Origin of the sequence: Bradyrhizobium sp. Ce-3, assembly GCF_022835695.1 — a bacterium.
Lineage (GTDB): Bacteria > Pseudomonadota > Alphaproteobacteria > Rhizobiales > Xanthobacteraceae > Bradyrhizobium.
Genome location: NZ_BQUV01000002.1, coordinates 495,180 through 519,456, shown reverse-complemented (window position 1 = coordinate 519,456; position 24,277 = coordinate 495,180). Strand labels below are relative to the sequence as shown.

The 24,277-nt window shown below is 65.2% G+C and carries 24 protein-coding genes and 1 tRNA gene; 10 read left to right on the top strand and 15 right to left on the bottom strand.

All coding sequences use genetic code 11. The annotated features are described in order from the left end of the window. The 3 genes from BRSPCE3_RS08845 to BRSPCE3_RS08835 form a co-directional block, all read right to left on the bottom strand. Nucleotides 1-1,746, bottom strand: a complete 1,746-nt coding sequence (locus tag BRSPCE3_RS08845; protein ID WP_244065413.1) for a glycosyltransferase family 39 protein — start codon at nt 1,744-1,746, stop codon at nt 1-3. Between the two features lie 82 nt (nt 1,747-1,828). Continuing rightward, nucleotides 1,829-3,943: a penicillin-binding protein 1C gene (gene pbpC, locus BRSPCE3_RS08840; protein ID WP_244065412.1), complete on the bottom strand. Its 2,115-nt coding sequence runs from the start codon at nt 3,941-3,943 to the stop codon at nt 1,829-1,831. Further along, nucleotides 3,940-9,147, bottom strand: a complete 5,208-nt coding sequence (locus tag BRSPCE3_RS08835) for an alpha-2-macroglobulin (protein ID WP_244065411.1) — start codon at nt 9,145-9,147, stop codon at nt 3,940-3,942. The genes pbpC and BRSPCE3_RS08835 overlap by 4 nt, the downstream gene beginning before the upstream one ends. 291 nt (nt 9,148-9,438) lie before the next feature. On the opposite strand from BRSPCE3_RS08835, the gene BRSPCE3_RS08830 reads away from it, so the two are divergent. Then, nucleotides 9,439-9,515, top strand: a tRNA-Arg gene (locus BRSPCE3_RS08830). A gap of 202 nt (nt 9,516-9,717) precedes the next feature. Here BRSPCE3_RS08830 and BRSPCE3_RS08825 read toward each other — a convergent pair. From BRSPCE3_RS08825 to BRSPCE3_RS08815, 3 genes are all read right to left on the bottom strand, one after another. Beyond that, entirely contained in the window at nt 9,718-10,350 is a 633-nt protein-coding gene (locus tag BRSPCE3_RS08825; RefSeq protein WP_244065410.1) for a TetR/AcrR family transcriptional regulator, read from the bottom strand. A gap of 166 nt (nt 10,351-10,516) precedes the next feature. Next, a complete protein-coding gene (locus BRSPCE3_RS08820; protein ID WP_244065409.1) occupies nt 10,517-12,103 on the bottom strand; it encodes an alpha/beta hydrolase domain-containing protein in 1,587 nt (528 codons plus the stop codon). 140 nt (nt 12,104-12,243) lie between these two features. Next, entirely contained in the window at nt 12,244-12,762 is a 519-nt protein-coding gene (locus tag BRSPCE3_RS08815) for a hypothetical protein (RefSeq protein ID WP_244065408.1), read from the bottom strand. A gap of 877 nt (nt 12,763-13,639) precedes the next feature. Here BRSPCE3_RS08815 and BRSPCE3_RS08810 point away from each other — a divergent pair. Continuing rightward, nucleotides 13,640-14,065, top strand: coding sequence for a DUF992 domain-containing protein (locus tag BRSPCE3_RS08810; RefSeq protein WP_244065407.1), 426 nt, complete (start codon nt 13,640-13,642; stop codon nt 14,063-14,065). 721 nt (nt 14,066-14,786) lie between these two features. After that, nucleotides 14,787-15,083, top strand: a complete 297-nt coding sequence (locus BRSPCE3_RS08805) for a Zn-ribbon domain-containing protein (protein ID WP_244065406.1) — start codon at nt 14,787-14,789, stop codon at nt 15,081-15,083. A 21-nt stretch (nt 15,084-15,104) separates the two neighbouring features. Here BRSPCE3_RS08805 and BRSPCE3_RS08800 read toward each other — a convergent pair whose 3' ends face one another. From BRSPCE3_RS08800 to BRSPCE3_RS08790, 3 genes are read right to left on the bottom strand one after another with little or no spacing between them, the layout of a single operon-like run. After that, nucleotides 15,105-15,377, bottom strand: a complete 273-nt coding sequence (locus BRSPCE3_RS08800) for a hypothetical protein (protein WP_244065405.1) — start codon at nt 15,375-15,377, stop codon at nt 15,105-15,107. Between the two features lie 44 nt (nt 15,378-15,421). Beyond that, nucleotides 15,422-15,664, bottom strand: coding sequence for a YdeI/OmpD-associated family protein (locus BRSPCE3_RS08795; protein WP_244065404.1), 243 nt, complete (start codon nt 15,662-15,664; stop codon nt 15,422-15,424). 20 nt (nt 15,665-15,684) lie between these two features. Then, nucleotides 15,685-16,098 carry an SRPBCC family protein gene (locus tag BRSPCE3_RS08790; protein WP_244065403.1) on the bottom strand — a complete coding sequence of 138 codons (414 nt, stop codon included), beginning with the start codon at nt 16,096-16,098 and terminating at the stop codon, nt 15,685-15,687. A gap of 254 nt (nt 16,099-16,352) precedes the next feature. Between BRSPCE3_RS08790 and BRSPCE3_RS08785 the strand changes: the two genes are divergently transcribed. Further along, complete coding sequence (locus tag BRSPCE3_RS08785) at nt 16,353-16,658, top strand: hypothetical protein (protein ID WP_163150412.1); 306 nt, start codon at nt 16,353-16,355, stop codon at nt 16,656-16,658. A gap of 27 nt (nt 16,659-16,685) precedes the next feature. Here the strand turns inward: BRSPCE3_RS08785 and BRSPCE3_RS08780 are convergent, their stop codons facing one another. From BRSPCE3_RS08780 to BRSPCE3_RS08770, 3 genes are all read right to left on the bottom strand, one after another. Next, complete coding sequence (locus BRSPCE3_RS08780) at nt 16,686-17,321, bottom strand: 2-dehydro-3-deoxy-6-phosphogalactonate aldolase (protein WP_244065402.1); 636 nt, start codon at nt 17,319-17,321, stop codon at nt 16,686-16,688. Continuing rightward, entirely contained in the window at nt 17,318-18,247 is a 930-nt protein-coding gene (locus BRSPCE3_RS08775; protein WP_244065830.1) for a 2-dehydro-3-deoxygalactonokinase, read from the bottom strand. Before BRSPCE3_RS08775 ends, BRSPCE3_RS08780 begins: the two co-directional genes overlap by 4 nt. A gap of 138 nt (nt 18,248-18,385) precedes the next feature. After that, on the bottom strand, nt 18,386-18,601 hold the full coding sequence (locus tag BRSPCE3_RS08770) for a hypothetical protein (RefSeq protein WP_244065401.1): 216 nt from the start codon (nt 18,599-18,601) through the stop codon (nt 18,386-18,388). Nucleotides 18,602-18,843: 242 nt separating this feature from the next. On the opposite strand from BRSPCE3_RS08770, the gene BRSPCE3_RS36020 reads away from it, so the two are divergent. Next, complete coding sequence (locus BRSPCE3_RS36020; RefSeq protein ID WP_283843104.1) at nt 18,844-18,975, top strand: hypothetical protein; 132 nt, start codon at nt 18,844-18,846, stop codon at nt 18,973-18,975. A gap of 15 nt (nt 18,976-18,990) precedes the next feature. Here BRSPCE3_RS36020 and BRSPCE3_RS08765 read toward each other — a convergent pair whose 3' ends face one another. After that, complete coding sequence (locus tag BRSPCE3_RS08765; RefSeq protein WP_244065400.1) at nt 18,991-19,284, bottom strand: hypothetical protein; 294 nt, start codon at nt 19,282-19,284, stop codon at nt 18,991-18,993. 137 nt (nt 19,285-19,421) lie between these two features. Continuing rightward, entirely contained in the window at nt 19,422-19,634 is a 213-nt protein-coding gene (locus tag BRSPCE3_RS08760) for a hypothetical protein (protein WP_375709876.1), read from the bottom strand. Between the two features lie 150 nt (nt 19,635-19,784). Between BRSPCE3_RS08760 and BRSPCE3_RS08755 the strand changes: the two genes are divergently transcribed. Together BRSPCE3_RS08755 and BRSPCE3_RS08750 are read left to right on the top strand one after the other, a co-directional pair. Beyond that, nucleotides 19,785-20,036, top strand: coding sequence for a hypothetical protein (locus BRSPCE3_RS08755; RefSeq protein ID WP_244065399.1), 252 nt, complete (start codon nt 19,785-19,787; stop codon nt 20,034-20,036). Between the two features lie 267 nt (nt 20,037-20,303). Next, the gene (locus tag BRSPCE3_RS08750) at nt 20,304-20,660 is read left to right on the top strand and encodes a DUF6481 family protein (protein ID WP_244065398.1); all 357 of its coding nucleotides are present in this window, start codon (nt 20,304-20,306) and stop codon (nt 20,658-20,660) included. Between the two features lie 59 nt (nt 20,661-20,719). Here the strand turns inward: BRSPCE3_RS08750 and BRSPCE3_RS08745 are convergent, their stop codons facing one another. After that, entirely contained in the window at nt 20,720-20,953 is a 234-nt protein-coding gene (locus BRSPCE3_RS08745) for a pentapeptide MXKDX repeat protein (RefSeq protein WP_244065397.1), read from the bottom strand. 363 nt (nt 20,954-21,316) lie between these two features. Between BRSPCE3_RS08745 and dctP the strand changes: the two genes are divergently transcribed. The 3 genes from dctP to BRSPCE3_RS08730 are packed head-to-tail and all read left to right on the top strand — an operon-like array spanning nt 21,317 to nt 24,245. Beyond that, a complete protein-coding gene (gene dctP, locus BRSPCE3_RS08740) occupies nt 21,317-22,339 on the top strand; it encodes a TRAP transporter substrate-binding protein DctP (RefSeq protein WP_244065396.1) in 1,023 nt (340 codons plus the stop codon). Between the two features lie 38 nt (nt 22,340-22,377). Beyond that, nucleotides 22,378-22,890 (top strand): TRAP transporter small permease, encoded by a 513-nt coding sequence (locus tag BRSPCE3_RS08735; protein WP_375709875.1) that lies wholly within the window; start codon nt 22,378-22,380, stop codon nt 22,888-22,890. Beyond that, nucleotides 22,887-24,245, top strand: a complete 1,359-nt coding sequence (locus tag BRSPCE3_RS08730) for a TRAP transporter large permease (protein WP_050402485.1) — start codon at nt 22,887-22,889, stop codon at nt 24,243-24,245. Before BRSPCE3_RS08735 ends, BRSPCE3_RS08730 begins: the two co-directional genes overlap by 4 nt. Nucleotides 24,246-24,277: the final 32 nt, after the last annotated feature.

Sequence of the window (24,277 nt, the reverse complement as noted above, 5' to 3'; positions counted from 1 at the left end):
TCACTCCGTCCCCTCGGAACGGAAGATCGCAATCGAGACCGCCTTGCCCTGCGAGATGTTGTAGCCCTCGACCCGAACCGGCGCGTTGTAGCGCAGGCCGATCGCCTCGGCGCGCTGCACAAACGCACGTTCCGAGCGCTGTTCGACCAGCGCGAAGCGGCAGGAGCCCTGCCCGAGGAAATCGGCAGCGCCCGATCCGTCGGTGAGCAGCGTCGAGGTATCGGTCATGAACACCAGGCTCGGCTCGTGGAAGCCGGCGGCGGCCGCCTTCGGGCCGACACAGGTCACGTTGCGCAGCGCGCGTGCGACCTCCTGGCTCGGAAACACGGTGGTGAGCCGCGGCAGCACCACGCCATAGGTGGCGCCCGCCATCAGCGCAGCGGCGATCACCGCATTGAGCAGCGAGCGCTCGGCACGGCTGTCCTCGAACATCCACCACGCGATCAGGCCGAATATCATCGCGCCGGCGAACAACGGCCAGGCCGGAAACACCGGCTGATGGATCGCCTTGATGGCGCCGACGATCACCAGCACCGCGCCGAACGCGGGGATCGCGAACCACCACGCGGCGCCGCGCAACAGCCAGGGGGACCGCGACAGCACACGCCGCTCCAGCGCGCCGACGGTCAGGATCGCGATCGCCGGATAAAGCGGCAGCACGTAATGCGGCAGCTTGGTCAGCACCGCCTCGAATACGATCCAGGACGGGATCAGCCAGGCCAGCAGGAACTGGGCGCCAGGCTCGCGTCGCGCGCGCCACACCGCCGGCGCCGCCAGGCCGGCGAGCGGCGCGCCGGGCCAGAACGTGATCCAGAACAGCAGCAGATAAATCCCGGGCGGCGCGCCGTGGGATTCCTGTGCGCCGAGCTTGCTCAGCATGTCGCCGCCGACCGAGTCGGCAAAGAAGGTCTCGCCCGCGCGCAGGAAGATCAGCACGAACCACGGCAGCACCAGCACGAGGGTCCACATCAGGCCCCAGACCGGGCGCATGCGCCAGAACCACGCTGCCGAGCGATCGAGAATTGCAAGGCCGGCCATCGCAAGGCCGACGAACATCAGGATCAGCGGCCCCTTCAGCAGGATGCCGACCGCCAGCGCCGTCCAGAAGATCGCGGGCGGGCCCCATGATGGACGCGCCGGATCCTCGCCGCGCTGCCATGACAGATAGACCCGTGCCATTGCGCCCATCGCAGCGGTGACCGTCAAGAGCAGCATCGCGTCGGTCTTGGCGAGCCGCGCCTCGACCCCGAGCAGCACGCAGCTTGCCATCATCAGGGCGGCCAGCACCGCCCCCTGTCGCGTCACGAAGGCGAGCGCGGTCCAATAGGTCAGCAAAACGGCGCCGATGGCGCCGATCAGGGACGGCAGGCGGTAGACCCAGATCCGGACCTGGGCCCGCGGCACCCCGAGCGCAGAGATCGTCTTCAGCGCCGCGGCCTGCATCCAATAGATGCCGACCGGCTTCTTGTAGCGAACGTCATCCTGAAAGCGGATGTCGACGAAGTCGCCGCTCTCGACCATCTGCTTGGTCGCCTGGGCAAAGCGGACCTCGTCGCGGTCGATCGGCGGGATGGTGAAGAAGCCCGGCAGGAACAGCACCAGACAGGTCAGCGTCAGGAACAGGATCGAACGCCATTGGCTGGCCGTTGCGAACTCGAACGCCATGAACAGCCTGCGGCTCGAATGCGCAGGTTTTACAGACTGTTGCCCTGCTCCGAAGCGCCGGGGTTGGAGGCTATCCACCATGGGTTTCGCATACGATGAAACCGCACCGCAAACAACCGTGCTGTTCCGCTTTCCAACCGTGCCGCGCCGCTTTCCCGCGCGATCATTGCACGCGGATCACAACGGTATCCGCTGCTCCCGTGGCGTCGATCACGGTGAGCCGCGCGAAGCCCGGCCCTGGCGGGTCGATCAAGCGCTGGCGCCGGCTGTCGATGTCCCCGGCTGAGACACCATTGACGAGCACGGTCAGCGGCAGGGCTCCGCCGGCGACCTTGACCGGCATCGCCGCGTTGCGGCCACCCTCGGACTGATCGACATCGATACGCGAGCCGTTCAGCGGAAACTGGATGTGCGGCGCCTGGTCGTTGCCGCTGCGGATCAATTCGCCGAGCGGCCGGAACCGGCGCAGCGGCGGCGGCAGTTTTGCGTTGGAGGCGACCAGCACGCCACGCGGCGGCTTCGGCAACGCCGCCGGGATCTTGCCGGTGCGCGCAAAGGCATCGAACAGGATCGGCGCAGCGGCCGTGCGGCCGACCAGGCCCGGCACCGGCGCGCCGTCCGGACGGCCGACCCAGACCCCGATCGTGATGCGGCCGTCGAAGCCGACCGACCAGGCATCGCGATAGCCGTAACTGGTGCCGGTCTTGAACGCGATGCGGTTGTGCACGCCGTTCTCAGGCGGCGGGGTGCCGAGCAGGACATTGCCGACCTGCCAGGCCGCGGCCTGGTCCATCAGCCGCATCGTGTCGCGGCTATCATTGTCCCGCATGATCTCGCGCAGCGGTTTGGTCGCGCCGAGCCGCGCCAGCCCCGAATAGAGCTGGGCCAGATCCTGCAGTGTGATACCGACGCCGCCGAGACCCATCGCAAGGCCCGGCGCCTCGTCCTTCGGCAGCACGAGACTGGTGCCGGCCTGCTTCAGCCGCGACGACAGCCGGCTGGCGCCGACCCGGTCGAGCAGCGCAATCGCCGGCACGTTCAGCGACAATTGCAGCGCCTTGCGGATCGGCACCGTGCCCTGGAACGTCATGTCGAAATTTTCCGGCGCGTAGGTGCCGAAGCGGATCGGCCGATCCTCGATCAGGCTGTCGGGATGGACGAAGCCGTCCTCGAAGGCGAGGCCATAGATGAACGGCTTCAAGGTCGAGCCCGGCGAGCGCACCGCGCGCGTCATGTCGACCTGCCCGGCCCGCCGCTCGTCGAAATAATCCGCCGAGCCGACGCGCGCCAGCACGTCGCCGGTCTCATTGTCGACCACGACGATCGCAACCGAGACATCAGGCCCCTGCGCGATGGCGCGGTCGCGCGCCAGCGCCTCCAGGCTCCGTTGCAGTGTCGCGTCGAGCGTCAGCTTGATGACGGGCGTGTCCTTCACCGTCGCGATCGCCTGATCCGACGAATGCGGCGCCAGGATCGGGATCTGCTTGCGCAGCTTCGGCACCGCGGCAGCCCTCGCCTGCGCAGCGTCGTCCTTCGACACCACACCGTCCTCGACCATGCGGTCGAGCACGCGATCGCGCGCGGCATGCGCTGCTTCCGGATAGCGATCGAGCCGCCGCCGCTCCGGCGATTGCGGCAACGCCACCAGCAGCGCGGCTTCCGCAAGCGAGAGCCGCTTCGGCTCCTTGCCGAAATAGGCGATCGAGGCTGAGCGGATGCCCTCGAGATTGCCGCCGAACGGCGCCAGCGCGAGATAGAGATCGAGGATCTGGTCCTTGGAGAGCTGCCGCTCCAGTTCAACCGCGCGCACCATCTGCCGCAGCTTGGCGTAGACCGAGCGCTGGTGCCGCGGCTCGATCAGCCGCGCCAGCTGCATTGTGATGGTCGAGCCACCCGAGACGATGTGGCCGCGGGTCAAGAGCTGCAGCGCGGCGCGCGACAACGCCAGCGGATCGATGCCGTGATGTTCGTAGAAGCGCTTGTCCTCATAGGCGAACAACAGCTTGAGATAGCCGGGATCGACCGACGCCTTTGTGTCGACCGGCAGCCGCCAGCGCCCGTCCGCCATCGCGTAGGCGCGCAACAGTTTTCCGTTGCGGTCGACGACCGTGGTCGAGACCTGCTGCGCCTGCGTGAGCGGCAGCGGCCCCAGTGAGACGACCCAGCCTGCAAAGGCGCCGGCTGCGACCAGTGTGGCGACGGCACAGACCGCCACGGCTGTCTTGATCCGTCGCCAGCGCGATCCGCGTACCGGTGCTGTCCTCAACGTTGCACTCATTTCGCCGGCTTCACCTCAACCGCGCCGGTGCCGCTGCGGCCGTAGCGCGAGGGGTTGTACATGTCCTCGACATAGGCCTGCGGCAGCACGTATTTGCCCGGCGACACCGCGCGCACGACATACGCCACGGTGAACACCGACTTATCGGTGGTGGCGCGATCGATCGCCGCGGTGAAACGGTCGTCGCGGAACTCGGTGTTCTTCGGCTCGACGCCATCCTCGATCCACTCCAGCGTGCCGGAATCCCCTGATGACACCAGGTTCGGGTTGTCGATCTCGAGCCCGGCCGGCAGATAGTCGGCCACCATGATGTGCCCAAACTCCGGCTTCGCCTCCGTCACCTTCAGGACAACCGCGAAGCGGTCGTTCTGTTTCGCCTTGGTGACGTCGGCCGGCTTGCCGTCGAGCGTGAAATAGCTGCGCTCGATCTTGAAGCCGTTTGAGGCCGCGGGCTCCGGCGTCACCGGCGAGCCCGACACCGAAATCACCGCCTGCACCGGCGCATCGCCGGTGTTGGTGATCTTGAGCGGCTGGCCCGTCATTTCCTCGGCCTTGTAGCTGCGATAGACCGCGGTCTTGACTGGCTGGCCGTTGATGTCGAGCGCCATCGTCTCCTTGGCGAGCGCGCGCGCCGCCAGCACCATCCACGCATTCTCCTGCGTCGAGGTGTAGGACGAAAGGCCCCGCGCCGCTTCGACGCGCAGCACGGCTTGCGTCAGCGTGGTGCGCGGTGCGTTGCCCTCGCCGGCAAGCGAGACCAGCGCCGCCGCATCGCGCAGCGCCGAGCCGTAATCGACCCGGCCGAACTCGATCACCGGTTTCGGGTTCAGCGCGTCGAGCGCGGCACCATAGACCCGCTCGGCCCGCGCTCTGTCGCCGACCAGCGCCAGCGCCGCGGCGAGCTGCGCCTTGGAGATCGGCGTCGCCAGATTGTTCAGCTTGGTGTCGGCGAGATAACGCAGATCGCCGATCGGCGCTGCGCCGTTGCGGGCAAGCACGTAGAGGCCGTAGGCCAGATCGCGGCCGCCGTCCTTCTCCGGCTCGTTGGCATTGACCACCGAGTTCCTGACGCGGTCGAGCGCGTTCTTGAACAGCACGTCCGGCACCGCAAAGCCCTTTTCGCGGGCCCGGGTCAGGAAGTCGGTGACGTAGGCGTCAAGCCAGGCGTCATCGCCGCCGGCCGACCACAGGCCGAACGAACCGTTCGAGCCCTGCCGTGCAAGGAGCCGCTCGATCGCGTCGCGGATGCGCTGGTCGACCGCGGTGTCCATCGCCAGATGGGCGCCGACGGCGAGATCGTTGACATAGAGCAGCGGCAGCGCGCGGCTCGTGATCTGCTCGGAGCAGCCATAGGGATAGCGATCGAGCGCCTTCAGGATGCTCGCGGCATCGAGCGCGGTCGACAGGCTCGCGGAGACCGAGACGCTGCCGGTGCCAGGCACCAGATCGGAGAACATGTCCGAGGTCAGCGTCAGGCTCTCGCCCTTCGCCAGCGTGCGGATCGAACGGCGCGCCAGCACTTGCGTGGCCGGCTTGACGTCGAGCGCATAGTGCCGCGCCAGCGTCAGCCCGTTCGGCCCTGATATGTCGACATCGAACTCGGCGCGCCCCGCGCCGCCGGCCTCGAGGCCGAGCGACAGCGAGGAGCGCTGCTTGGCAGCGAGCTTCACCGTCGTGGTCGAATTGCCCGAAGCCTTGATCGGGCCACTCGCCCTGACGCTGACGGCGTAGTCGCCGGCGGCGCCTTCGACGTTATCGATATCCATGCTGATGGTGCCCTTGTCACCGGTCAGCAGGAAGCGCGGCAAGGTCGCGGTCACCACCACGGGATCGCGCACGATCACGTCGACATTGGCGCGGCCGAGCTTGGTCGCGCTCCATGCCACCGCCATCACCCGCGCGGTGCCGGCGAATTCGGGGATATCAAAGCTCACCTCGGCGGTGCCGTCGGGGCCAACCGTGACGATGCCGGAATAGAGCGCCAGCGGCTTCTGCGTCGGCGGCGAGCCCTGCAGCTCGGCACCGGCGGCGTCACCGCCGCTGCGGATCTGGCCGCGGGTGCCCTGCATGCCGTCGATCAGCTGCCCGTAGAGATCGCGGATCTCGGCGGTCAGGCGGCGCTGGCCGAGATAGTAATCGTCCGGCGCCGGCGGCTTGTAGTTGGTCAGATTGAGAATGCCGACATCGACCGCGGCCAGCACCACCTTGGCGTCCTCGCCGGGATTGAGCCCGCCGAGCTTGACCGGGATCTTCAGCGTCGAGCCGGGCCGCACCAGAGCGGGCGGCGACAGCTCGACGGCCAGCGTGCGCGTCTTCTTGTCGATGCCGAACCATTTCAGCCCGATCGCGCGGCCCGGCATGCGCCCTGCGGCGGCATCGAGCGGACGGCGCAGCGTCGTCATGACATAGGCGCCGGTGCCCCAGTCCTTGCCGACCGGGAGCTTGACCTGCTGGGTGCCCTCCTTGACGTCGACGCTTTGCGTCGTCAGCAGGCGGTCGCCGAGCACATAAACCGTGAGCTTGCCCGCGGTGCGCGCATTGACCGACACGGTCATGGTGTCACCGGAGGAATATTCCGGCTTGTCGATCGAGGTCTCCAACAGATCGGGTGTGTCGGCGCTGCCGTCGGAATACCAGCCGACGTCGAACTGCACCGAGGTCACGGGACCGTCGGCGTCGGTCGATTTGACGTCGAGCCGGTAGCGGCCGGGCTGCGGCTGGAAGGTCAGGCGCATCGGCTTGTCGGCCTCGAGGTTGACGTCGCCGTCGGAAACGCGGCGGGTCGACTTGACCGGTTCATAGTTCCACGACGAATTCTGCCGGTACCATTGATAACGCGACTCCAACTTCAGCAGCTCGTAGCGCAACCCGTCACGCTGCAATTGCTTGCCGTCGGGCGCAACGAACACGACGTCGAATTCGGCCTTGTCGCCCTCGGCGACGCTCTTGTCGCCGAACAGCGGCTTGACGCCGATCAGCGAGGCGCCAGGGGCGACCGGCAGCACGATCTTGCGCTCGACCGAGCGGCCGCCGGTCTCCGCCATGCGGATGAAGATCTGGGCTTCCTGCGGCCGGGTCGAGGCCGGGACCTTGTCGAGCTTCACCGGGAAGGTCGCCGCGCCATTGGCATCGGCCTCCGGCAGGTCCTCGATCGGGGTCCGCTCGTTGCTCGCGGTCTGCTCGTCGTCGACGCCGAACTGGTAGCCGGCATAGCCGGGCCGGCCGTTCGCCGCCGGTGCCACCAGCATGTCACCCTCGAGCTGCAGACCCGAAGCCGGCGCGCCATAAAGGAAATGGCCGGAGACCTGAAGTTCCACTGGAACTTCAGCTGTGATCACCTTCTCCTTGCTGGTCAGGTCGAATTCGACCCGCTCGGGGATGTAATCCTCGACCATGAAGGTGGTCTCGCCGACCGACGAACCCTTCGGGTCGGTGAAGACGCGGGCCCGCCAGGTGCCGGTCGGCACCGCGGAGTTGAGCGCCACCGCGAGCATCCGGCCGCCCGCGCCCTGGTCGGGCAGCACGGCACGGCGGAATTCGACGCCGTCGGGCCGCTCGATCACCATGGTCAGCGGCGTCCCGGTCAGGGCATTGCCCTGCCCGTCGCGCAGCAGCGCGGTCAGATAGACGGTCTCGTTGGAGCGGTAGACGCCGCGCTCGGCATAGACGAAAGCGTCCGCGCCGGCCGGGATCGCCCGGCCCGCGACGCCACGGTCGGTGAGGTCGAAGGCGTTGGTCTTCAGGCTCAGGAAGGCATAGTCGGCCTTCTCGCCGGTTACCGTAAGCAGCGCCGGCGACAGCCCGCCCTCGCCGCGCGCCAGCCCCTGCTCGAACAGCACATGGCCGGCCGCGTCGGTCTTGCGGGTGGCCAGGATCTCGTTGTTGCGGGCGACCAGCTTCACCTCTGCGTTGGCGACCGGTTCGGTCGAGGCCAGCGAATTGACGAAGACGTGGATACCGTCATTGCCGGAGAAGGCCGAGAGGCCCATGTCGGACACGATGAACCACTGTGTCGCCAGCGTGCCGTCGTCGTCGGTGCCGGGGCCCTTGGCCGCGGCGGTCATGACGTAGACACCCGGCTGCAGATCGCCGAGCGCCTGGTCGACCGGAAATGCGGTGACGACGTCCTGGTTCAGCGTGGTGGCGGTCGCGAGTTCGCCGGACCACACCTTGACGCCGCGCTGGTCGCCGAGATCGGACAACTGGTAGCGGCTCAGCGTGCTCTGGAAGTCAGAGTCGATCACCGTGTTGATCAGATTGCGGTCGCCGATCCGGAATACGTCGACCGTGACCGCCGGCGTGTTGACGCTGACCACCGGGATACCGCGCTGCCCGGTCCGCGGCAGCACATAGGCCCGCCCGGTGAAGCGCACGAACGGCTTGCGGTCGCGGACGTAGATGTTGAACTCGGCCGATTTCGGCAGCGTCTCCTTGACCGTCGACGGCAAGCCGGCGCGAAGATTGATGTTGTAGCGCTCACCATGCTTCAGCCCGTCGACGCAGAGCTGCTGGCCTTCCGCCGACAGGGCCGGCTTGTCGGTGCCGGCCAGCGCGAGATACGGCGCGAAGTCGACCCGCTTGGCGAGCTCCTCGGAGAACTGGAAGCAGGCCCGCGGCGAGGCCGCATCGGAATCGACGGTATAATCGAGCAGCCGGAAACCGTGCTCGTCGCGCATCTTCTCGTACTGGCCGCGGACATCGGCCACCTCGCGCAGGTCGAGCGACATCCGCATCGCGTCCAGCGCCGGACGCCACAGCTTGCGCTCGGCGAGCGCCTTGCCGAGCACCGCCAGCGCATCCGCCTCCTCGCCGGCATTGCCGGCGCGCTGATAGGCGATGTAGGCCGCGGTGGAGGCGCGCTCCATCAGGAAGGTCTGCTCGCTGGAGTTGGCCGAGCGGATCTGGAACACGGTCCTGGCCAGCCGCAGCCAGTTGGCGCCGTCTTCAGGTGCGGTCGCCGCGATCTGGCCGAGGATCGTGAGCCCGCCGCGGAAATCATTGCGCTTGAAGGCTGCGTCCGCGTCGGTGCGCAAGGTCGCGGCCGATTTGTTGACGGCGCCCGCCTCGCTCTTGATCTGGGCCTCCAGCTTGATCGCGGAATCGGCGAGGTCGTCGCGCTTGAAGGCCTTGTCGGCGGCCTGGGCGCTCACCAAGGCGAATGCCAGCGTGGCGCAAATCGCGGCGGCACGAATCAATCCGATCATGATGGAGCTCCTGAACGCCCCGCGGTCGAACGCCGCGTTGGGGCCAAAAATGCGCGAAAAGGTGACGGCGTGAAGGCGCGGACATGAACGGTCGAAAACGTCGCAGCTCGCATTGCCGACATTCCTTCGACCAGCCGCCCGGGCGGCAGCGTCATGCCGGCTCGGCGGGCTGGTCTGGCCAACACAGGGCGGGACCCCTGCTCGCCTTTGTCGTCTGACCACAAAAATCGGTTCGGACGGACTTGGCGGAAGGGCGGATTTTTCATATTGCGGATGCTACAAGACGGCGACGGTCCCGTAGCTCAACTGGATAGAGTAGCGGATTTCTACTCCGCGGGTTACAGGTTCGAATCCTGTCGGGATCGCCAGTTTTCAGAGGCCAAACTTCCTTAAATTTCAAAGGCCTTTAGCTGGTTTGCGGTGCAAAGCTAATTCACGCTTTGTGTAGAACAGATGTCGCTCAATGCAGCTGTATGACGCCAAATGTTGCACCAAATCCCCGAAAAAATCCCCGAACCCCGCACAGCGAAACGGTTGTTTCGATATTGAACGACCCGATGACAAAAAGGCTCACTTACTGAGCAGTTTGAAAAAACCTTCCGAGAAGGAGCGAAGCGGCTCGGAACGGCGCTCGAGTTTGGCGCGCAGGACCGCGCCCTCCCAGCCGATCCAGAAGAATTCGGCAAGCCAATCGCAATCGTGGCTGGAAGAGATCGCACCCATTGTCTGAGCAGACCTCAGGCACTTGGCTGTGCGCTGCTGCCAGTCGATGAACACAGCGAATAGTTGCTGACGAAAAGATTGTGGAAGTGCGCCCATCTCCTGGCCAAGATTGCCGACCAAACAGCCGCGCGTATAACGGAAGCGCTTCATGGCGAACGCAGCATCGTCGGTAAAACCCTTCAGCCTCTCCAGCGGGGGGTGTTGCTCGTTCAGGAAGAAGCTGTCGAGCTTCCGCGAAAAATAGGCGGCGTAGCTGTCGATCAGTTCCGCTCCGAACGCTTCCTTGCTCGGAAAGTAGTGGTAGAACGAACCCTTTGGCACGTCGACGCTACGCAAGACCTCCTCGATCCCCGTCGCGGAATAGCCCTTCTCCGTCAGCATGACGACACCTGCACGGACCAGCGCCTCACGGGTCGCGCTAGTGCCCGCAAGTTCTTTAGGCGGTCGCCCGCGACGGCGGAGAGGCAGCGTCTTGCTCATGCAGATTATAATAGACCGATCGTCTAGGAGAGCAAGCCTGCCTGGATTGACCTGCTCCCCTGAAACGCCCCGGTTCTAACTTACGGTTCTGTTCACGACCATGCGTAAGGGCAGATTCTCGGAAGAGCAGATCACCAAGGTGTCGCGCACGTGACCCGGGCGTCGCTCAGCGCGGCGCGTCATTCGCAGGGGCAGGTGCGAACAGTTTGCTCGACGCGGCTTCCTGAACGATCACCGCGGCGTCGTCCGGCAGCATGAGGCCGCGCGTCACGAGGTCCTGCGCGGCGATGCGGATCCGGTTCACGTAATCGTTGCGGGTGCGATAGCGCTCCTCGATCGACGGACGGGTGTCGGGCGTGCGTTCCCGTTCCGCTTTCGTCGCAGCGAAGGGCGAGAAGGATCCAACCAGCATGCAGGTGAACGTCTGCGGCTGGTTCTGTCCGCCATTGGTGCCGGTCGGCACCGCGATGTCAGGCAGCCGGACGCCGCCGAGCGCGTTGCCGTCCTGATCGCGCTTCGGCACCTGGATCGCGGCAGCGGAAAGCGCGGTCGGTGCGCGCAGCGCGGGCGGATCGCCGCTCGCGGTTTCGAGCGGCATCAACTCGCTGGCGGGCGGCTCGGCGTTGCGGCTCACCCAGTCATCGAGATGCAGCAACAAGGCCCGCGACAAGGGAGCCCAATCAAGACGGCCGGGCGATTGCGTGCACGTGGGCGCCTTTGGAACGACCACATGCGAGCCGCCGGCGACATCGTACATCCGCACGTTGGCGGGGAGCGGCTGGTCCGCGGTACCGGACGCGCCGGTGCGGCCGAGCGAAGCGCGCAGCGAGTAGTAATCCGTGGTCGAGTTGACCAGCATCATCTTCGGCGGCACCTCGCCACGCGCCGCGACCTTGGCGGTGATCTCGCCGATCGTGAACGGCCCGTCATTGACGCCGGGAAAGTCCGGATTGGCGAAGGTGGGAGCCTCCTCGCCGCTCGATTGCGGCCCGAGGCCGGTCTGCAGGATGGGAAGAAGACCAGCAGCCGAGACGAACACGTGCATGCCGTCGAATACGCGACGGTTGCCCGCCATGTTGAAGCCGTTCAAGAGAAAGGTCTTCAGGAAGCGTCCGTCCTGGGATTTGCCGCTCGCGAGCACGCGGCTGATAGCGCCCTTGAGCGGGTTCGGCGTTCCTCCGGCGTCAGCGGCTGCGTGCGCGAGGAAATCCGCGGTATCGCGCACGATCGCAAAGCCTACCCCCTCGACATAGCGCGTCTTGCCGTCGCTGTCGGCGAACGAAGGTAGCTCCGCGCCCTGTCCGAGTTCCCAATGCACCTCGGCGATCGCAAAACCGTGGTCCTGGAGAAAGCCGGTGCCCTGCTCCAGCGTGCCGGAGAGAAACGGCGCGTCGCGCGGCGAGTTGTAGAGCGCCTCGGCGTAGACGCGACCGCGATTGGGCACATCCACCAGCAATGCGCCGTTACCGGCGCGCAGAGCCGCCGGCATCATGAGGATGATCTTTGCGGCATAGTCGACGCGCCCGCGTTCATTGCGCGCCGCCCTGTCGATGCCCGGAATGACCTCTTGCGGCGCCAGGTCGCCATGGATCATGCCCTGCCAGATCACATAGTCGCCGGCGCGAAACGTACCGTACGGCTGCTTCGAGGTGAATTCGATTTTGGTGACTTCCGCGGACGCAGATCGCGTCACAGCGATGAGGCTGAGCAGGCAGAGCAGAAACGCCACGATGGACCTGTTCAGGTGCAACATTTGGACTCCTCCCGGCTTGATCGCCATGACGTTTTTGGTGTCGCCGTTGTCCAGATCTCGTCACAGGGGGAAACATCGTGGAAACGGACACAATGGACCGGCCGTTTCTCGCCGGTCCATCGCCTGTCGCGAAGACCTTCTCACTCCATCCAATAGTCGATGTCGGTCTGATTGGCATTGACGCCGGCGTTCGGCTCGGACGGCCCGTGGCTGCTGATGATGCCACGAATCCTGGCGAGGCTACCTGTGCCTCCGGTAATGACGCCCGACGTCATGTTTGTAAGCTTCCCGTCTCCACTGCTTTGGGCGACCAGAGATGTCCTGACAAAAAACTTGTCGCCATTCTCCAGTATCCAGACGTTGTAGATGAGGGCCGGACCATTGTTGTCGATGTAGTCCGACATGCCGCGCGTCCACTGCTCCTTCAGCTTCGACCCGTTGATCATGGGGGCATCGTCCCCATAGGTCCGCCGAATTTCGAAGAGCCGAGCTTGATGTCCCGGAATATCGCCGACATCGATGACATGTTGTTGGGTGTATGTCGTCTGAGTTGCCGCGGTATCATAGCTGACACGGTGCTTCTGCTGGGCCATGGCCACCGGAGCGGTCAGAGCCGTTGCGAGAGCGATCGTCATTCCAAGCGCGATCTTGCGAGCCATGTGTGACCTCTCATGTCGGAAACCAGCCAACCGCAAAGGAGTCGGCGGACGTTGTTGATTGAAGATGTCTCGATCAATCCGTCAGCGGTCGGCAGAGACCGAACTCCGCCGAAGCCGATATCGCTGCATTTTACTGCGACCCATTAAATTAGACCGATCGTCTAGTAGTTGGCTGTGAGCGATTTCGCCAATCACTCTTCCGGGATCGCCACGCCATTACCCCTTCGATGAAACCATTTTCCGCGCGCCGCGAAGCCGGCCGGAAACAAACCCGGCCTAGCCTTCGACCATTAGACCAAAGGGGATTCGGTCATGTGGGATTTCATCAACGAATTGTATCGGGACTTTTGCCTGGCTCGCCTGCAGGAAATGCGGAAGCTGGAGCATCACAGCTGATCGGGCGGCGCGTGGACAACGACCGGCCCCTGGCCGGCGCCATCCTGACCGCGATCGTGATCGCGGCTGTGGTGTGGGCAACGATCGGGCCTCCGCCCGGTCACAAGAAGATCGGCAACCAACAGCAATCCATCGCCAGACGTTAGCCCCCGTATGACTACGGTGGCTTCGAACCTTTGCACGGGGTTTGCAGACAGACCATCACTGGGATTGCGGGCCCAGATTGAAACAGGGCGCCGCCGGGACAATGCATTTCGAGCCCGGCGGCGTAGTTTCCGGGACAGGCCAATTGCCAGTGATCCGAACCGTTTGGCGTCGGTGCCGGGACCGGTGACTCATATCTGCGGCTAGCCGCCAAACCCCGCTTTCTAAGCCTCTCTTAACCACAAGCGAAGGACGCGCGCGAGGTCGCGCGCCGATTGCGCGCGCATGCGCGTTGTACGGCACCATGCGCAGGACGGGCCATTGGATCATCTCTGCGGTGTGTGGCGCAGCAGCGCTCGCCATCCACATCGCACCAGCAGATGCACAGCAGGTGCAGGCCGGGACGCTTGAGTGTCGTGGTGGGCCCGATGCCGGCTTCATCCTGGGCCCGTTCACCAATCTCGATTGCGTCCTGCATGTCGATGGTGCGCCGGACAGTCGCTATGTCGCGGCCGTTCGCGACCTCAACGTTTTCATCGGCGATCAGGACGTCGCATTGAGCTGGAAGGTGATGGCGCCGGTGCCGTGGCTCGGACCCGGCGATCTCGCTGGTGGTTACACGCACGACGCCGGCGCCGGCGCCAACGTGCTCGCCGGCGGCACCAGCGCTGCGATCACGCTGCGTCCGTTGAATGAGCAGGCCGATCCCTCACCTCCGCCCGTGAAGGTCGAAAACCTCGAGATCCGGCCGGCGGATCACTGACCTCGGCGTGCAGCCTGGTCGTCGAAGAAAACTTGCGCGGCCGCCAAAAAGCACAACGCCGCCCGCTTGAAATATATGCGGACGGCGTTGGCCCTAGCCCCAGGAAGGTGATGCAAAATCCTGACGGATCCGACTCTGCACACTTTGTGCCAAAGGCGCATGTCCCAAATTGGCTATCACGCGCTGGGCGGACCGGCTTGAATCTCGTTGGTTCCGGAACACAGCGGCGCGCAAATCGGCGCGCAAGAAGCACGACGCCGCCCGCTTGAAATACACGCGGACGGCGTCGGCTCTGGCAACAGGTGGTGCAACATCCTGATGCCTGCAGGTCGCACATCCGCCGCCAGCGATCATGGCCCAAATGGGCCATTTGACTGGAGAGAAACGAGGATAGGTTAAGCACCGAGGCGCTGGTGACGGTGCCTCACGACCAAAGTGTCAACTTGGCCTCAGCGTGGCCCACGCGCTGAGGCCTTTCTTTTTTGCTGCTTGCGGTCTGCTCTGAAATAGGGGCTCGATCTTTCTCATTCAGCGCACGAATGCTTCCGTAGTTCTCCGTGCGTGAACAAAGTTCCGACCGGCGCTTGAGGTTCCGGGCGCATCCGGTTCATCACGTCCAGGTTCCAATTCTCGCGACGGGCTTCGTGATTTCTTAATCTGGAATTGCTTCCTCAAGAAGATTGCCCGCGCGCTCATTGTTCATCGATGTTTTGGGATCGATATGGAAGACTCCGTCCAGGTCCGTTGCACACGCTGCAAGAACGTCTTCCGCGATCGCGCCAAGCGGCTGCAGAACGGGTATTCGCGCCAGTGCCCGAGCTGCGAGATCGTTCTGTTCTTCGACGAGGACTCGCACGATTCAAACATCAAGCGCGCGATGCGAACGGCGCGGCGCGCGCGGAAGGAACTGCGTGAGAGCGAGGGCATCAGCGCGAGAAAGGCCGCAGCCGTTCCCCGGCAGTACGGCGGCCGCTCGGCGGCGAACGCGCGGGGGACTGACGAAGCCGACGACGATTGAGTTGGCGCCGCCGCTGCCCGACTAGCCACCCAGGCCCACATAGGACGAGGCACGGTCGAGCCATTGGCGGGTCGACTGGTCGCTCCAGCCGGGAACGGCGAAGCGCCCTGCCGGCGCCGCAGCCGCGGGCGAATGAACAGGTGCAGCCTGGCGTGCGTGGGACTGACGCCGTGGTGCGGCGCTCGCCGACACGCACAGCATGACCAACAGTCCAAGTGCCAAAACTCCAAATGCCAAGACTTCACGTGCCAAGACTTCACGTGAGAAGACTTCAAGTGTCACGACGATGCGCATTGCATGTGCTCCGGACCAGCATCGCGATCACGCCGGGAAACCTGTCACCTCGCCCGCGCGCTCGGCCGATGCGCCATTCCCATGTAGAGCCCGCCGGCCTTCAATTCGGCCAGCATCTGATCGATCCGCTTGCGCCTGGTGACAGCCCGTACGCTGCGCTCGATCCAGTGCAGATAGTCGTTGCGTTGATACGGCGGGCGCTGCTTGAACGCCTGCATCAGGCCGAGACCATCGAGCTCGCGGCGGACGCTCGCCGGCATCGTCGCACGGGCTCGCTTCAACGTCACGCCGTCTTCCCGCCGCCGGGTCAGGATCGCCGCCCGGCTTCAACGTAGCGCTTGAAATTGTCCAGGATCGCCTGCCAGCCGCCGCGCTGTTGCTCGACCGAATGGGTATCCTCGCTGTCGAAGGAAACCTGCACCTTGACGCCAGCAGCCTCCGGCGTGAATGCGACCTGCGCGGTACGGTCGCCGAACGAATATTCGAGCAGCCGGGGCGCCTCGACCCTGGTGTAGGTACCGGCGAAATCGAACCCCATGCTGCCGTCCTTGGCTTCCATTCGCGACGAGAAGGCGCCGCCGGCGCGCAGGTCGACGGTCGCGGCAGTGGTGTGCCAATCGTCGGAAGCCGCGTTCCACTGCTTGATGTCGTCAGGCGTGGTGTAGGCGCGCCAGACATCTGCGATCGGCGCAGCAATGGTCGTTTCGACGGCAATCCTCATATGCGTTCCCTTGTCCTTGCTGAGATGGGCGGATCTGCCCTTGCGCCCGGCACGCGTGTCGTATCGTGGGCCACTCTACCCGGACGGTTCGCCGTGATCCACAAATGGCTCCCGCAGAAGGCGCGCCAGGCCGGCTGGGAACATGAGGAGATCCTGGGTACCGTGCAACGAACCCGATGGTGTGCGGCCGCCACAAGAATTTCGTCAGGAATGACGGTGTATGGAAGACAGGTCCAATGCCCCGAGAGCTCGTCATGCGGAACCTGAACACTGTCCTGAGCAAGCTGAACGACCGCCTGCTGCGACTGGAGGGCGAGCTGTTCGTGCTGCGCTCGATCGCCCGCGCCGCCCTCACCGCCGGCGACGAGTCCGCCGTGCGCACCCGCAAGCTGCTCGAAGGCGCCAAGCTCGCACTATCGGACGAAGCCGAACGGCCGCTGGATGCCGCCACCGAGAAATACGTCGCAGCCGCGATCGCGATGGTCGAGGAACTGCTCGAGAACCCGCGCGAGGCAGCGCCGCTGTTCAGGGTGATCGACGGCGGCAAGCGGGACGATTAGCCCCCCGTCAGGAATGGCGGACCGCCCCTAGCCCGCGCCCTGCAAAGCCCGGTCATATGCCTCGATCGTCAGCTTTGCCCTGACGGCGATATCCGCGGTCGTCATGCCCGGCTTGTAGAGGCTGCTGCCGAGACCGAAGGCGCGGATGCCCGCCTTGACGTACTCCGCGAAATTCTGGTCCGAGACACCGCCGACGGCGGCGATCATCACGTCCGGCGGCAGCACGGCGCGGATCGCATTGATGCCGGCGGCGCCGAGCACGCTCGCCGGAAAGAATTTCAGGCTCGAGGCGCCGGTGCGCGCGGCGAGCAGCGCTTCGGTTGGCGAAAACACGCCGGGCATCGTGACCATCGCGTGGTCCCTGGCCCGCCTCAACACGTCGACGTCGACGTTCGGCGACACCATCAGGCGGCCGCCTGCGTCGTGGAGACGATCGACGTCCGCCGCCGACAGCACCGTACCGGCGCCGATCAGCACTTCCGCAGGCGCGCGCTTCGCCGCGATCTCGATCGACCGGAACGGCTCCGGCGAGTTCAAGGGAATCTCGATCGCCGTCATCCCCGCCTCGATCAGCGTGCTGACAATGCCGGCGGTTTCGTCGGGCTTGACGCCGCGCAGGATCGCGACCAGCGCACGCTTCATCGGCGGAAACGGCATGCTCATGCGTTGATCCTTCCATCCTGCCAGATCGCCGCCGCTGCATTGGCAAGGCCGCGGCGAACCGCCTCCTCCGCGTCCACGACATTGAGCGGAATCGAAAGGCGTTCGAATGCGATTTGATAAAGCCGTTGCAACCGGCCCGATGCGATCAGCATCACCCGGGTCGCGCGTTCGCGCTCCGCAAGGTTCGCTGCCAGTTCGATACCGATCAACGTGCCCGAGATCGTCTCACGCGCGGCCTCGGCGCTGCCGCCGAACAACAATTGCCGGGCGCGGACACGAAACAGCAGATTGGCCGCAAGCGCCGGGGCGGCGAACGCCTCCGCGACGGCCGCGCCGAATGCATCGCTATCGATCGTCTCGCCCGCGCCGCCGACGGCGTGCGACAGGATGGTGTCGCGCGCGGCCGCGCTGAACAGCTCACCGGTCATGAAAGTCGCAAAGCGCGCGACCGCTCCGCCGCGCACACGCACCCATTTGGAATGCGTTCCCGGCATGCAGACATCCGCCGCATCCGCCGGATCCAGGCCGAGCGCGCCGAGCAACTGGGTTTCCTCGCCCCGCATCACGTCGGGTGCCGCAATATCGCGTTGCGCAATGCCCGGCAGGATGCGGATCTCGCGCGCCTGCCCGCTGACCACGACAGCGCCCTTGAGGATGTCGGAGAGGTGCGCGGGCGTATCGATATAGCCGGCCTCGACCCAGCCCTGCCGCGCGCCCGCCATGCCGCAGATCACGACCGGCAGACCGGCCGGCACGCCCAGCGCGTCGAGATGCGATTGCAGCACGGACGCAAAGCCGGCCTTGGCAGCCGCCGTCATGCCCTGGTCGCTGCGGCGTTCCCCGAGCACCTGACCGCCGGCATTCATCAGCCACAGCCGGAAGCTGCTGGTGCCCCAATCGACCGCGACATAGGAGGGACCGCTCATCGCGCTCTGTTCCAGCCTCTCAGCTTGCCGCGCCGCCACCACGGCGCCGCTGCCAGACGCGATAAAGGCGTTCATCGCGCCGCGCAAGGCGCGCGCCGCCGCTGGCCCTGCCTCGCCCGGGTTCGAGGCGCGGTTCGGCTACCGCGCGCCCTTCAGCGTGCAGGAGGTGGTGCAGGTCGTCACGTTGCCGCGGTCACACTTGATGCAGACGTTGACGCACTGATCCATGACCTTGGGATTGTACTGACTGTAAAGATTGGCCGCACAGCTGTTGGTCGATCCCGTGACCTCGGGGTCGGACCAGCAACCGGACAGTAAAAATGCTGCGGCACTGAAAACGGCGACCTTGCGCATAAGGCCTCCTGCCACGCGTAAACCTTAGTAACCTTGATGGGTTAGGTTAAATTCCGGTTTCAATTGCGACCTTATCCGGAAGCAGTATTGCTTATCCACCGGACATTTCCCCAAGGTCCGGGCCCACACCGGCAAGGCCGCCAGGCGACCCAGCCTGGCGGCCTTGTTGCCCAGCAATGCACAAGGATACCAACAAGATGGCCCGAAAGCCGCGGTGGTCGTTCAAGGAGGACCGACGACTGATGGAACTGGCACGCTCCTCCAAGTCGCTCGAGGAGGTCGTCAAGGCGACCGGCCGCTCGCCGGAACGCATCAAGAAGATGGCAATGCGCCTCGGCCTGTCGATCAAGCCGCGTAGCGCCGGCAAGAAATGACTTGAAATACCGCCGCTAGGGCTCCGGCGGACAATCGTCTTTCGCCCGCACCGGGATTGCCCTCACCTCGCCCTGGGGTCTGCCTTCGGGCTTGATCTCAACCTCGGCCTCGCGCTCCGCCTCGGTCCCTCTGGTGCAGGTCGTCAGCACGAACGCCACCCGGCTGCACTGCCATTCCGGCCCGAGCGCCGCACTGGACACCGCTTCGGGCGAGGCCAGCGTCAGGGATAGATACGCGACCAAAACGGCACCTGCCGCGCCTGCAGCAGCCAGTGCCGCGCCCTTTCCGGACCACAGCTTTGACATCATGGTTCCCGCCGATCTCTGGGGGTCGATGAGGCAGCCCGCCCGCCCGCGTGTGACCGGAATCACAACCGGGACCAAACAGTTCAGCCCGAGTCTTTGCGGTTGATGTGGGATCGATATTGCACTGCCGCAAGACGCGGTCAGCGGGCCGGCTCGATCACATTGCAGTTGGTCCGGCCCGACATCAGGCAGTCCTGCATCTTGCTCGCTGCGGTCAGGTCATGCGCAAGCCAAAGCCCGACCGCGAGCATCAGCGCCGCGACCAGCAATCCGATCAGCGCGCCGCGGCGGTTGCCTCCGTCTTCGGATTCGCTCATGCCCGTCTGGGTTCCCAATTGCCACCGCCGCATCATGACGGTTTGCACGGTTGCGTGCGATCAATTCTGCAACAGTCGCACGGCGAAATGCGCCCCAGCGGCCATCGACCCAGCAATTCCGTTGCGGGCTTCCACGACTCGCGAAACACTGCCCGCTGTAGTGGAGCGCGTGTGCGGGGCGTGCCAGTGAGCGAGCAAGAAGCGACCTACGACTATCAGCGTTACAGGCAGCTGCTTTCGGAGGCTGTCGACGAGACCAGCAGGCTGCGGCTGATCAGCCTGCTGATCAGTGAAAAGGCCCGTGACCGGCTGGAAGTCCAGCGCGCCTCGGACCGAGACGCGATGACTGCCGAGACGGTCGCCAAGGTGCTGGGCACAAAGGTCTCGGACACAAGGGCTCAGGGCAACGGGCGGCGCGAGCCGTTTCAGCGCGGCTAGAGCGTTTTCGAGCGAGGCGGGTACCGGCTCGCGTAAAACGCGTCAAATCGAACCAAGAATTTTCGGCCGATTCGGTGACCAACCACTCACCACGCCGGCGCCCCGGCGCCGGCAGTCACCGACATCGGCCATTTGCTGTGCGCTCATATCTCCATTGCTCCACAGCACGCCGTTCACCACTGGCAATTTCGCCGCCATTCACTTATTGAAACGCCGAACCGAACCCCTTCCATCATCATCCGAACAGAAAGCAGCAAGGCTTCCTCTATGAGTGGCTTCAAGGAACCGGGTTTTGCCGACCGCCAAAAGGCGGCCCTGCAGGCGCGGCAAAACCTCCTCAACAAATTTCGCTCTCAGCCAGGGGCTGACGATCCGTCTGTGAAGGCACGCGCCGAGGAGCGCGCGGCGATCGCCGAACGCCGCGCCAAGGCGAAGGAAACTCGTGAAATCGAGAAGGCCGAGCGGAAGCGCCAAGAGGAAGAGGCCGCCGCAGCCGAGGCCGCCCGGATAGCACGGGAAAAGGAAGAGGAAGCCACAAGACTGGCTGCGCTTGAGGCCGAGCAGAAGGCCAAGCGCGACGCCCGCTACGCCGCGCGCAAGGAGCGCGGCAAGAAGAAGCGCTGAGGCGGCAACCAGGCCCGCCACGACGGCGGGCCTGCGGACGATGAAAACGCTGACGGCAATCAGTTCTTCTTCATGCCGTCGTCCTTCTTCATCATCGCGCCGCCGTCCTTCTTCATGGCGTCGTCCTTCTTCATCATGCCACCGTCCTTCTTCATGGCATCCTTGGACATCGAGTCTTCCTTCTTCATCGCGTCGTCCTTGCCCATCTTGTCCTGAGCATAGGCAGCCGGCGCCAGCGCCAGGCTGAACGAGAGCAACGCGGCGGAAAGGCCGAGGCGGGTCTTGGTGGTCATGATGTTGATCCCTTGTATGGTCGAATGTGAGCGCGACGACTTGCCGCTCTCTACTCGACGCACTTGCGCCGCCCGCTGTTACCTCCAATAACGAATTCTTGAAGCATCGCGGCGCGCGCTCGTCGTACGCGGGCGGTGTGCACCGCAGCAACGGCGAGACTCGAACGCAAGGTTTGAACGCCAGGCTTGAATACCGGGACTTTGACAACCGGGACTTCGACGCCACGACTTGCGGCCATGGATCGGCCCGCACCATCAGGGCGCCTCGAACTATCAGACTAGAGAATATTCACGGGAAGACCGGCTAAGCTGAAGCTCCGCACCGGCCTAGCAGCCACTCAAGAAGCACTCCAGGGAAGAACCATGCTCACACGCCGCCATGTCCTCGCTTCCGCCCTCGCCGCGCCCGCCGTCCTGCGCATGGGCGTGGGGACCGCGCATGCCGCGACCACGCTGAAGATCTCGCACCAGTTCCCCGGCGGCACCATCGACAAGGGCGACTTCCGCGACCGGCTGTGCCGGATGTTCGCGGCCGAGGTCGCCAAGCGCTCGGGCGGCGACCTCACCGCCGAGATCTATCCGAACTCCTCGCTGATCAAGACCAACGCGCAGTTCTCGGCGATGCGCAAGGGCGCGCTCGACCTCAGTCTGTATCCGATGCCCTATGCCGGCGGCGAGCTGCCGGAGACCAATATCGGCCTGATGCCGGGGCTGGTCACGACCTACGACCAGGGCCTGCGCTGGAAAAAGGAGCCGATCGGCAAGGCATTGACCGACTTCCTCGCCGACAAGGGCATTCTGTTGATCTCCTGGGTCTGGCAGGCCGGTGGCGTCGCCAGCCGCTCCAAGGCGATCGTGGCGCCGGAAGACGCCAAGGGCCTCAAGGTGCGCGGCGGTTCGCGCGAGATGGACATGGTGCTGCAGACCGCCGGCGCCGCGGTGCTGTCGGTGCCCTCCAACGAGATCTACGCCGCGATGCAGACCGGCGCCTGCGATGCCGGCATCACCTCCTCGACCAGCCTGATCTCGTTCCGCCTCGAGGAAGTCGCGAAGTCACTGACATCAGGCGCCGGCGCCTCCTACTGGTTCATGCTCGAGCCGCTGATGATGTCGAAGGCGATCTTCGACAAGCTGCCGAAGAACCAGCAGGACATCATCCTCGCCGTCGGCACCGAGCTCGAGGCGTTCGGCCGCAAGGGTGCGCAGGACGACGACACCGAAGTCGCCAAGGTCTACGAGAAGGCCGGCGCCAAGGTCAGCGCGCTCGATGCCGGCACAGTCGGCAAGTGGCGCGACATCGCGCGCGACACCGCCTGGAAGGACTACGGCGCCAAGACGGCAACCGCCGCCAACCTGCTGAAGCTCGCAAGCGACGTCGCCGCATGATGCATGGTCCGGTCGCGGATCAAGCCGAAGCCCCAAGCATGGCCACGGGCAACACACCCGTGGCGCTGCTCGGGCGCGCGCTGTCCGTCTGCAACAACGTCATCGTGGTGTTGGCCGCGCTCGCCTTGATCGCGGCCTGCGGGATCCTGAGCTACAGCGTGCTCGGCCGCGCCCTGTTCCACAGCCCGAACTACTGGCAGGACGAGGCCGCCGTGTTCCTTTTGGTCGGCGCCACCTTCATGACCTCGGCCTATGTGCAGAGCCAGCGCGGCCATGTCAGCATCGAGGCGTTCGTCGGCCTGCTCTCGCCGCGGGCCAACGGCATCAGGCTGTGGCTGGTCGATGTCGCGAGCTTCGCGTTCTGCACCTTCTTCGCCTGGAAGTCCTGGACGCTGGCGCACGAGGCCTATGTCGACGGCCAGGTGTCCAACTCGATGTGGTCGCCGCCGCTCGCCATTCCCTACGGGCTGATGGCGCTGGGCATGACGCTGCTCTGCGTGCAGCTGCTTTTGCAAATCCTCGTTCCGTTGACCGGTGGCGCGCGCCGATGACCGTGTTTGGTATTGGCATCTCCTACGGGCTTGCCACCCTGTTTGCGATGTTCTCCGGCATGCCGATCGCGTTCGCGCTCGGCGCCGTCGCGGTCGTGTTCATGGCGATCTACATGCCGGCGGCCTCGCTCGATACGGTGACGCAGAACGTCTACGAGGAAATGGCCTCGATCACGCTGCTGTCGATCCCGCTGTTCATCCTGAAGGGCGCGGCGATCGGCAAATCGCGCGCCGGCCAGGACCTCTACTCGGCGCTGCATGCCTGGCTGCACCGCGTGCCCGGCGGCCTCGGGGTCGCCAACGTGTTTGCCTGCGCGCTGTTCGCGGCGATGGCCGGCTCCTCGCCCGCGACCTGCTCGGCGATCGGCTCGGCCGGCATTCCGGAGATGCGCAAGCGGGGCTATTCCGGCGGCTTTGCCGCGGGGATCATCGCCGCCGGCGGCACGCTCGGCATTCTGCTGCCGCCCTCGATCACGATGATCCTGTTCGCCGTCGCGGCCGAGAAATCGCTCGGCCGGCTGTTCCTCGCCGGCATCGGCCCCGGACTGCTGCTGGTGTCGCTGTTCGGCCTCTACGCCGTGTTCCGTTTCCGCAAGGAATACGCAATGGCCAAGGCCGCCTATGAGGCGACCGGCAAGGATGCCGCGATCCTGCAGCGCGACGAGTTCACCATGGCGGAGCGCTTCAGCGCGCTGCCGCGCGTGATCCCGTTCGTGCTGCTGCTGACCGGCGTGATGATCGCGCTGTATGGGGGCTACGCCACGCCGTCGGAAACCGCGGGCCTCGGCGGCCTCCTGGCGCTCGGGCTGATCGCGGTGATCTACAGCGTCTGGAAGCCCAGCGACCTGTCGCCGATCCTGAAATCGACCATCCGCGAGTCGACCATGCTGATGCTGATCATCGGCATGTCGCTACTCTATTCCTACGTGATGAGCTATCTGCACATCTCGCAATCGGCGGCGGAAGCGATCGTCGCGATGCACCTGCCGCGCTGGGAGCTGTTGTTTGCGATCCTCGTGATGGTGATCGTGCTCGGCTTCTTCCTGCCGCCGGTCTCGATCATCCTGATGACCGCGCCGATCATCCTGCCGCCGCTGCGCGCGGCCGAGTTCGACATCATCTGGTTCGGTGTCGTCATGACCATCGTGATGGAGATGGGCCTGATCCACCCGCCGGTCGGCCTCAACATCTTCGTCATCCGCAACGTCGCGCCGGACATCCCGCTCAGCGAGGTGATCTGGGGGACGCTGCCGTTCGTGCTGCTGATGATGTTCGCCGTGCTGATGCTGTGCTTCTTCCCGGAGATCTCGACCTGGCTGCCGAACCTGGTGATGGGCCCGGACGGCGGGCGCTAGACGGCTTTCGGTTCGCTTGAAGCGGTCGTCAG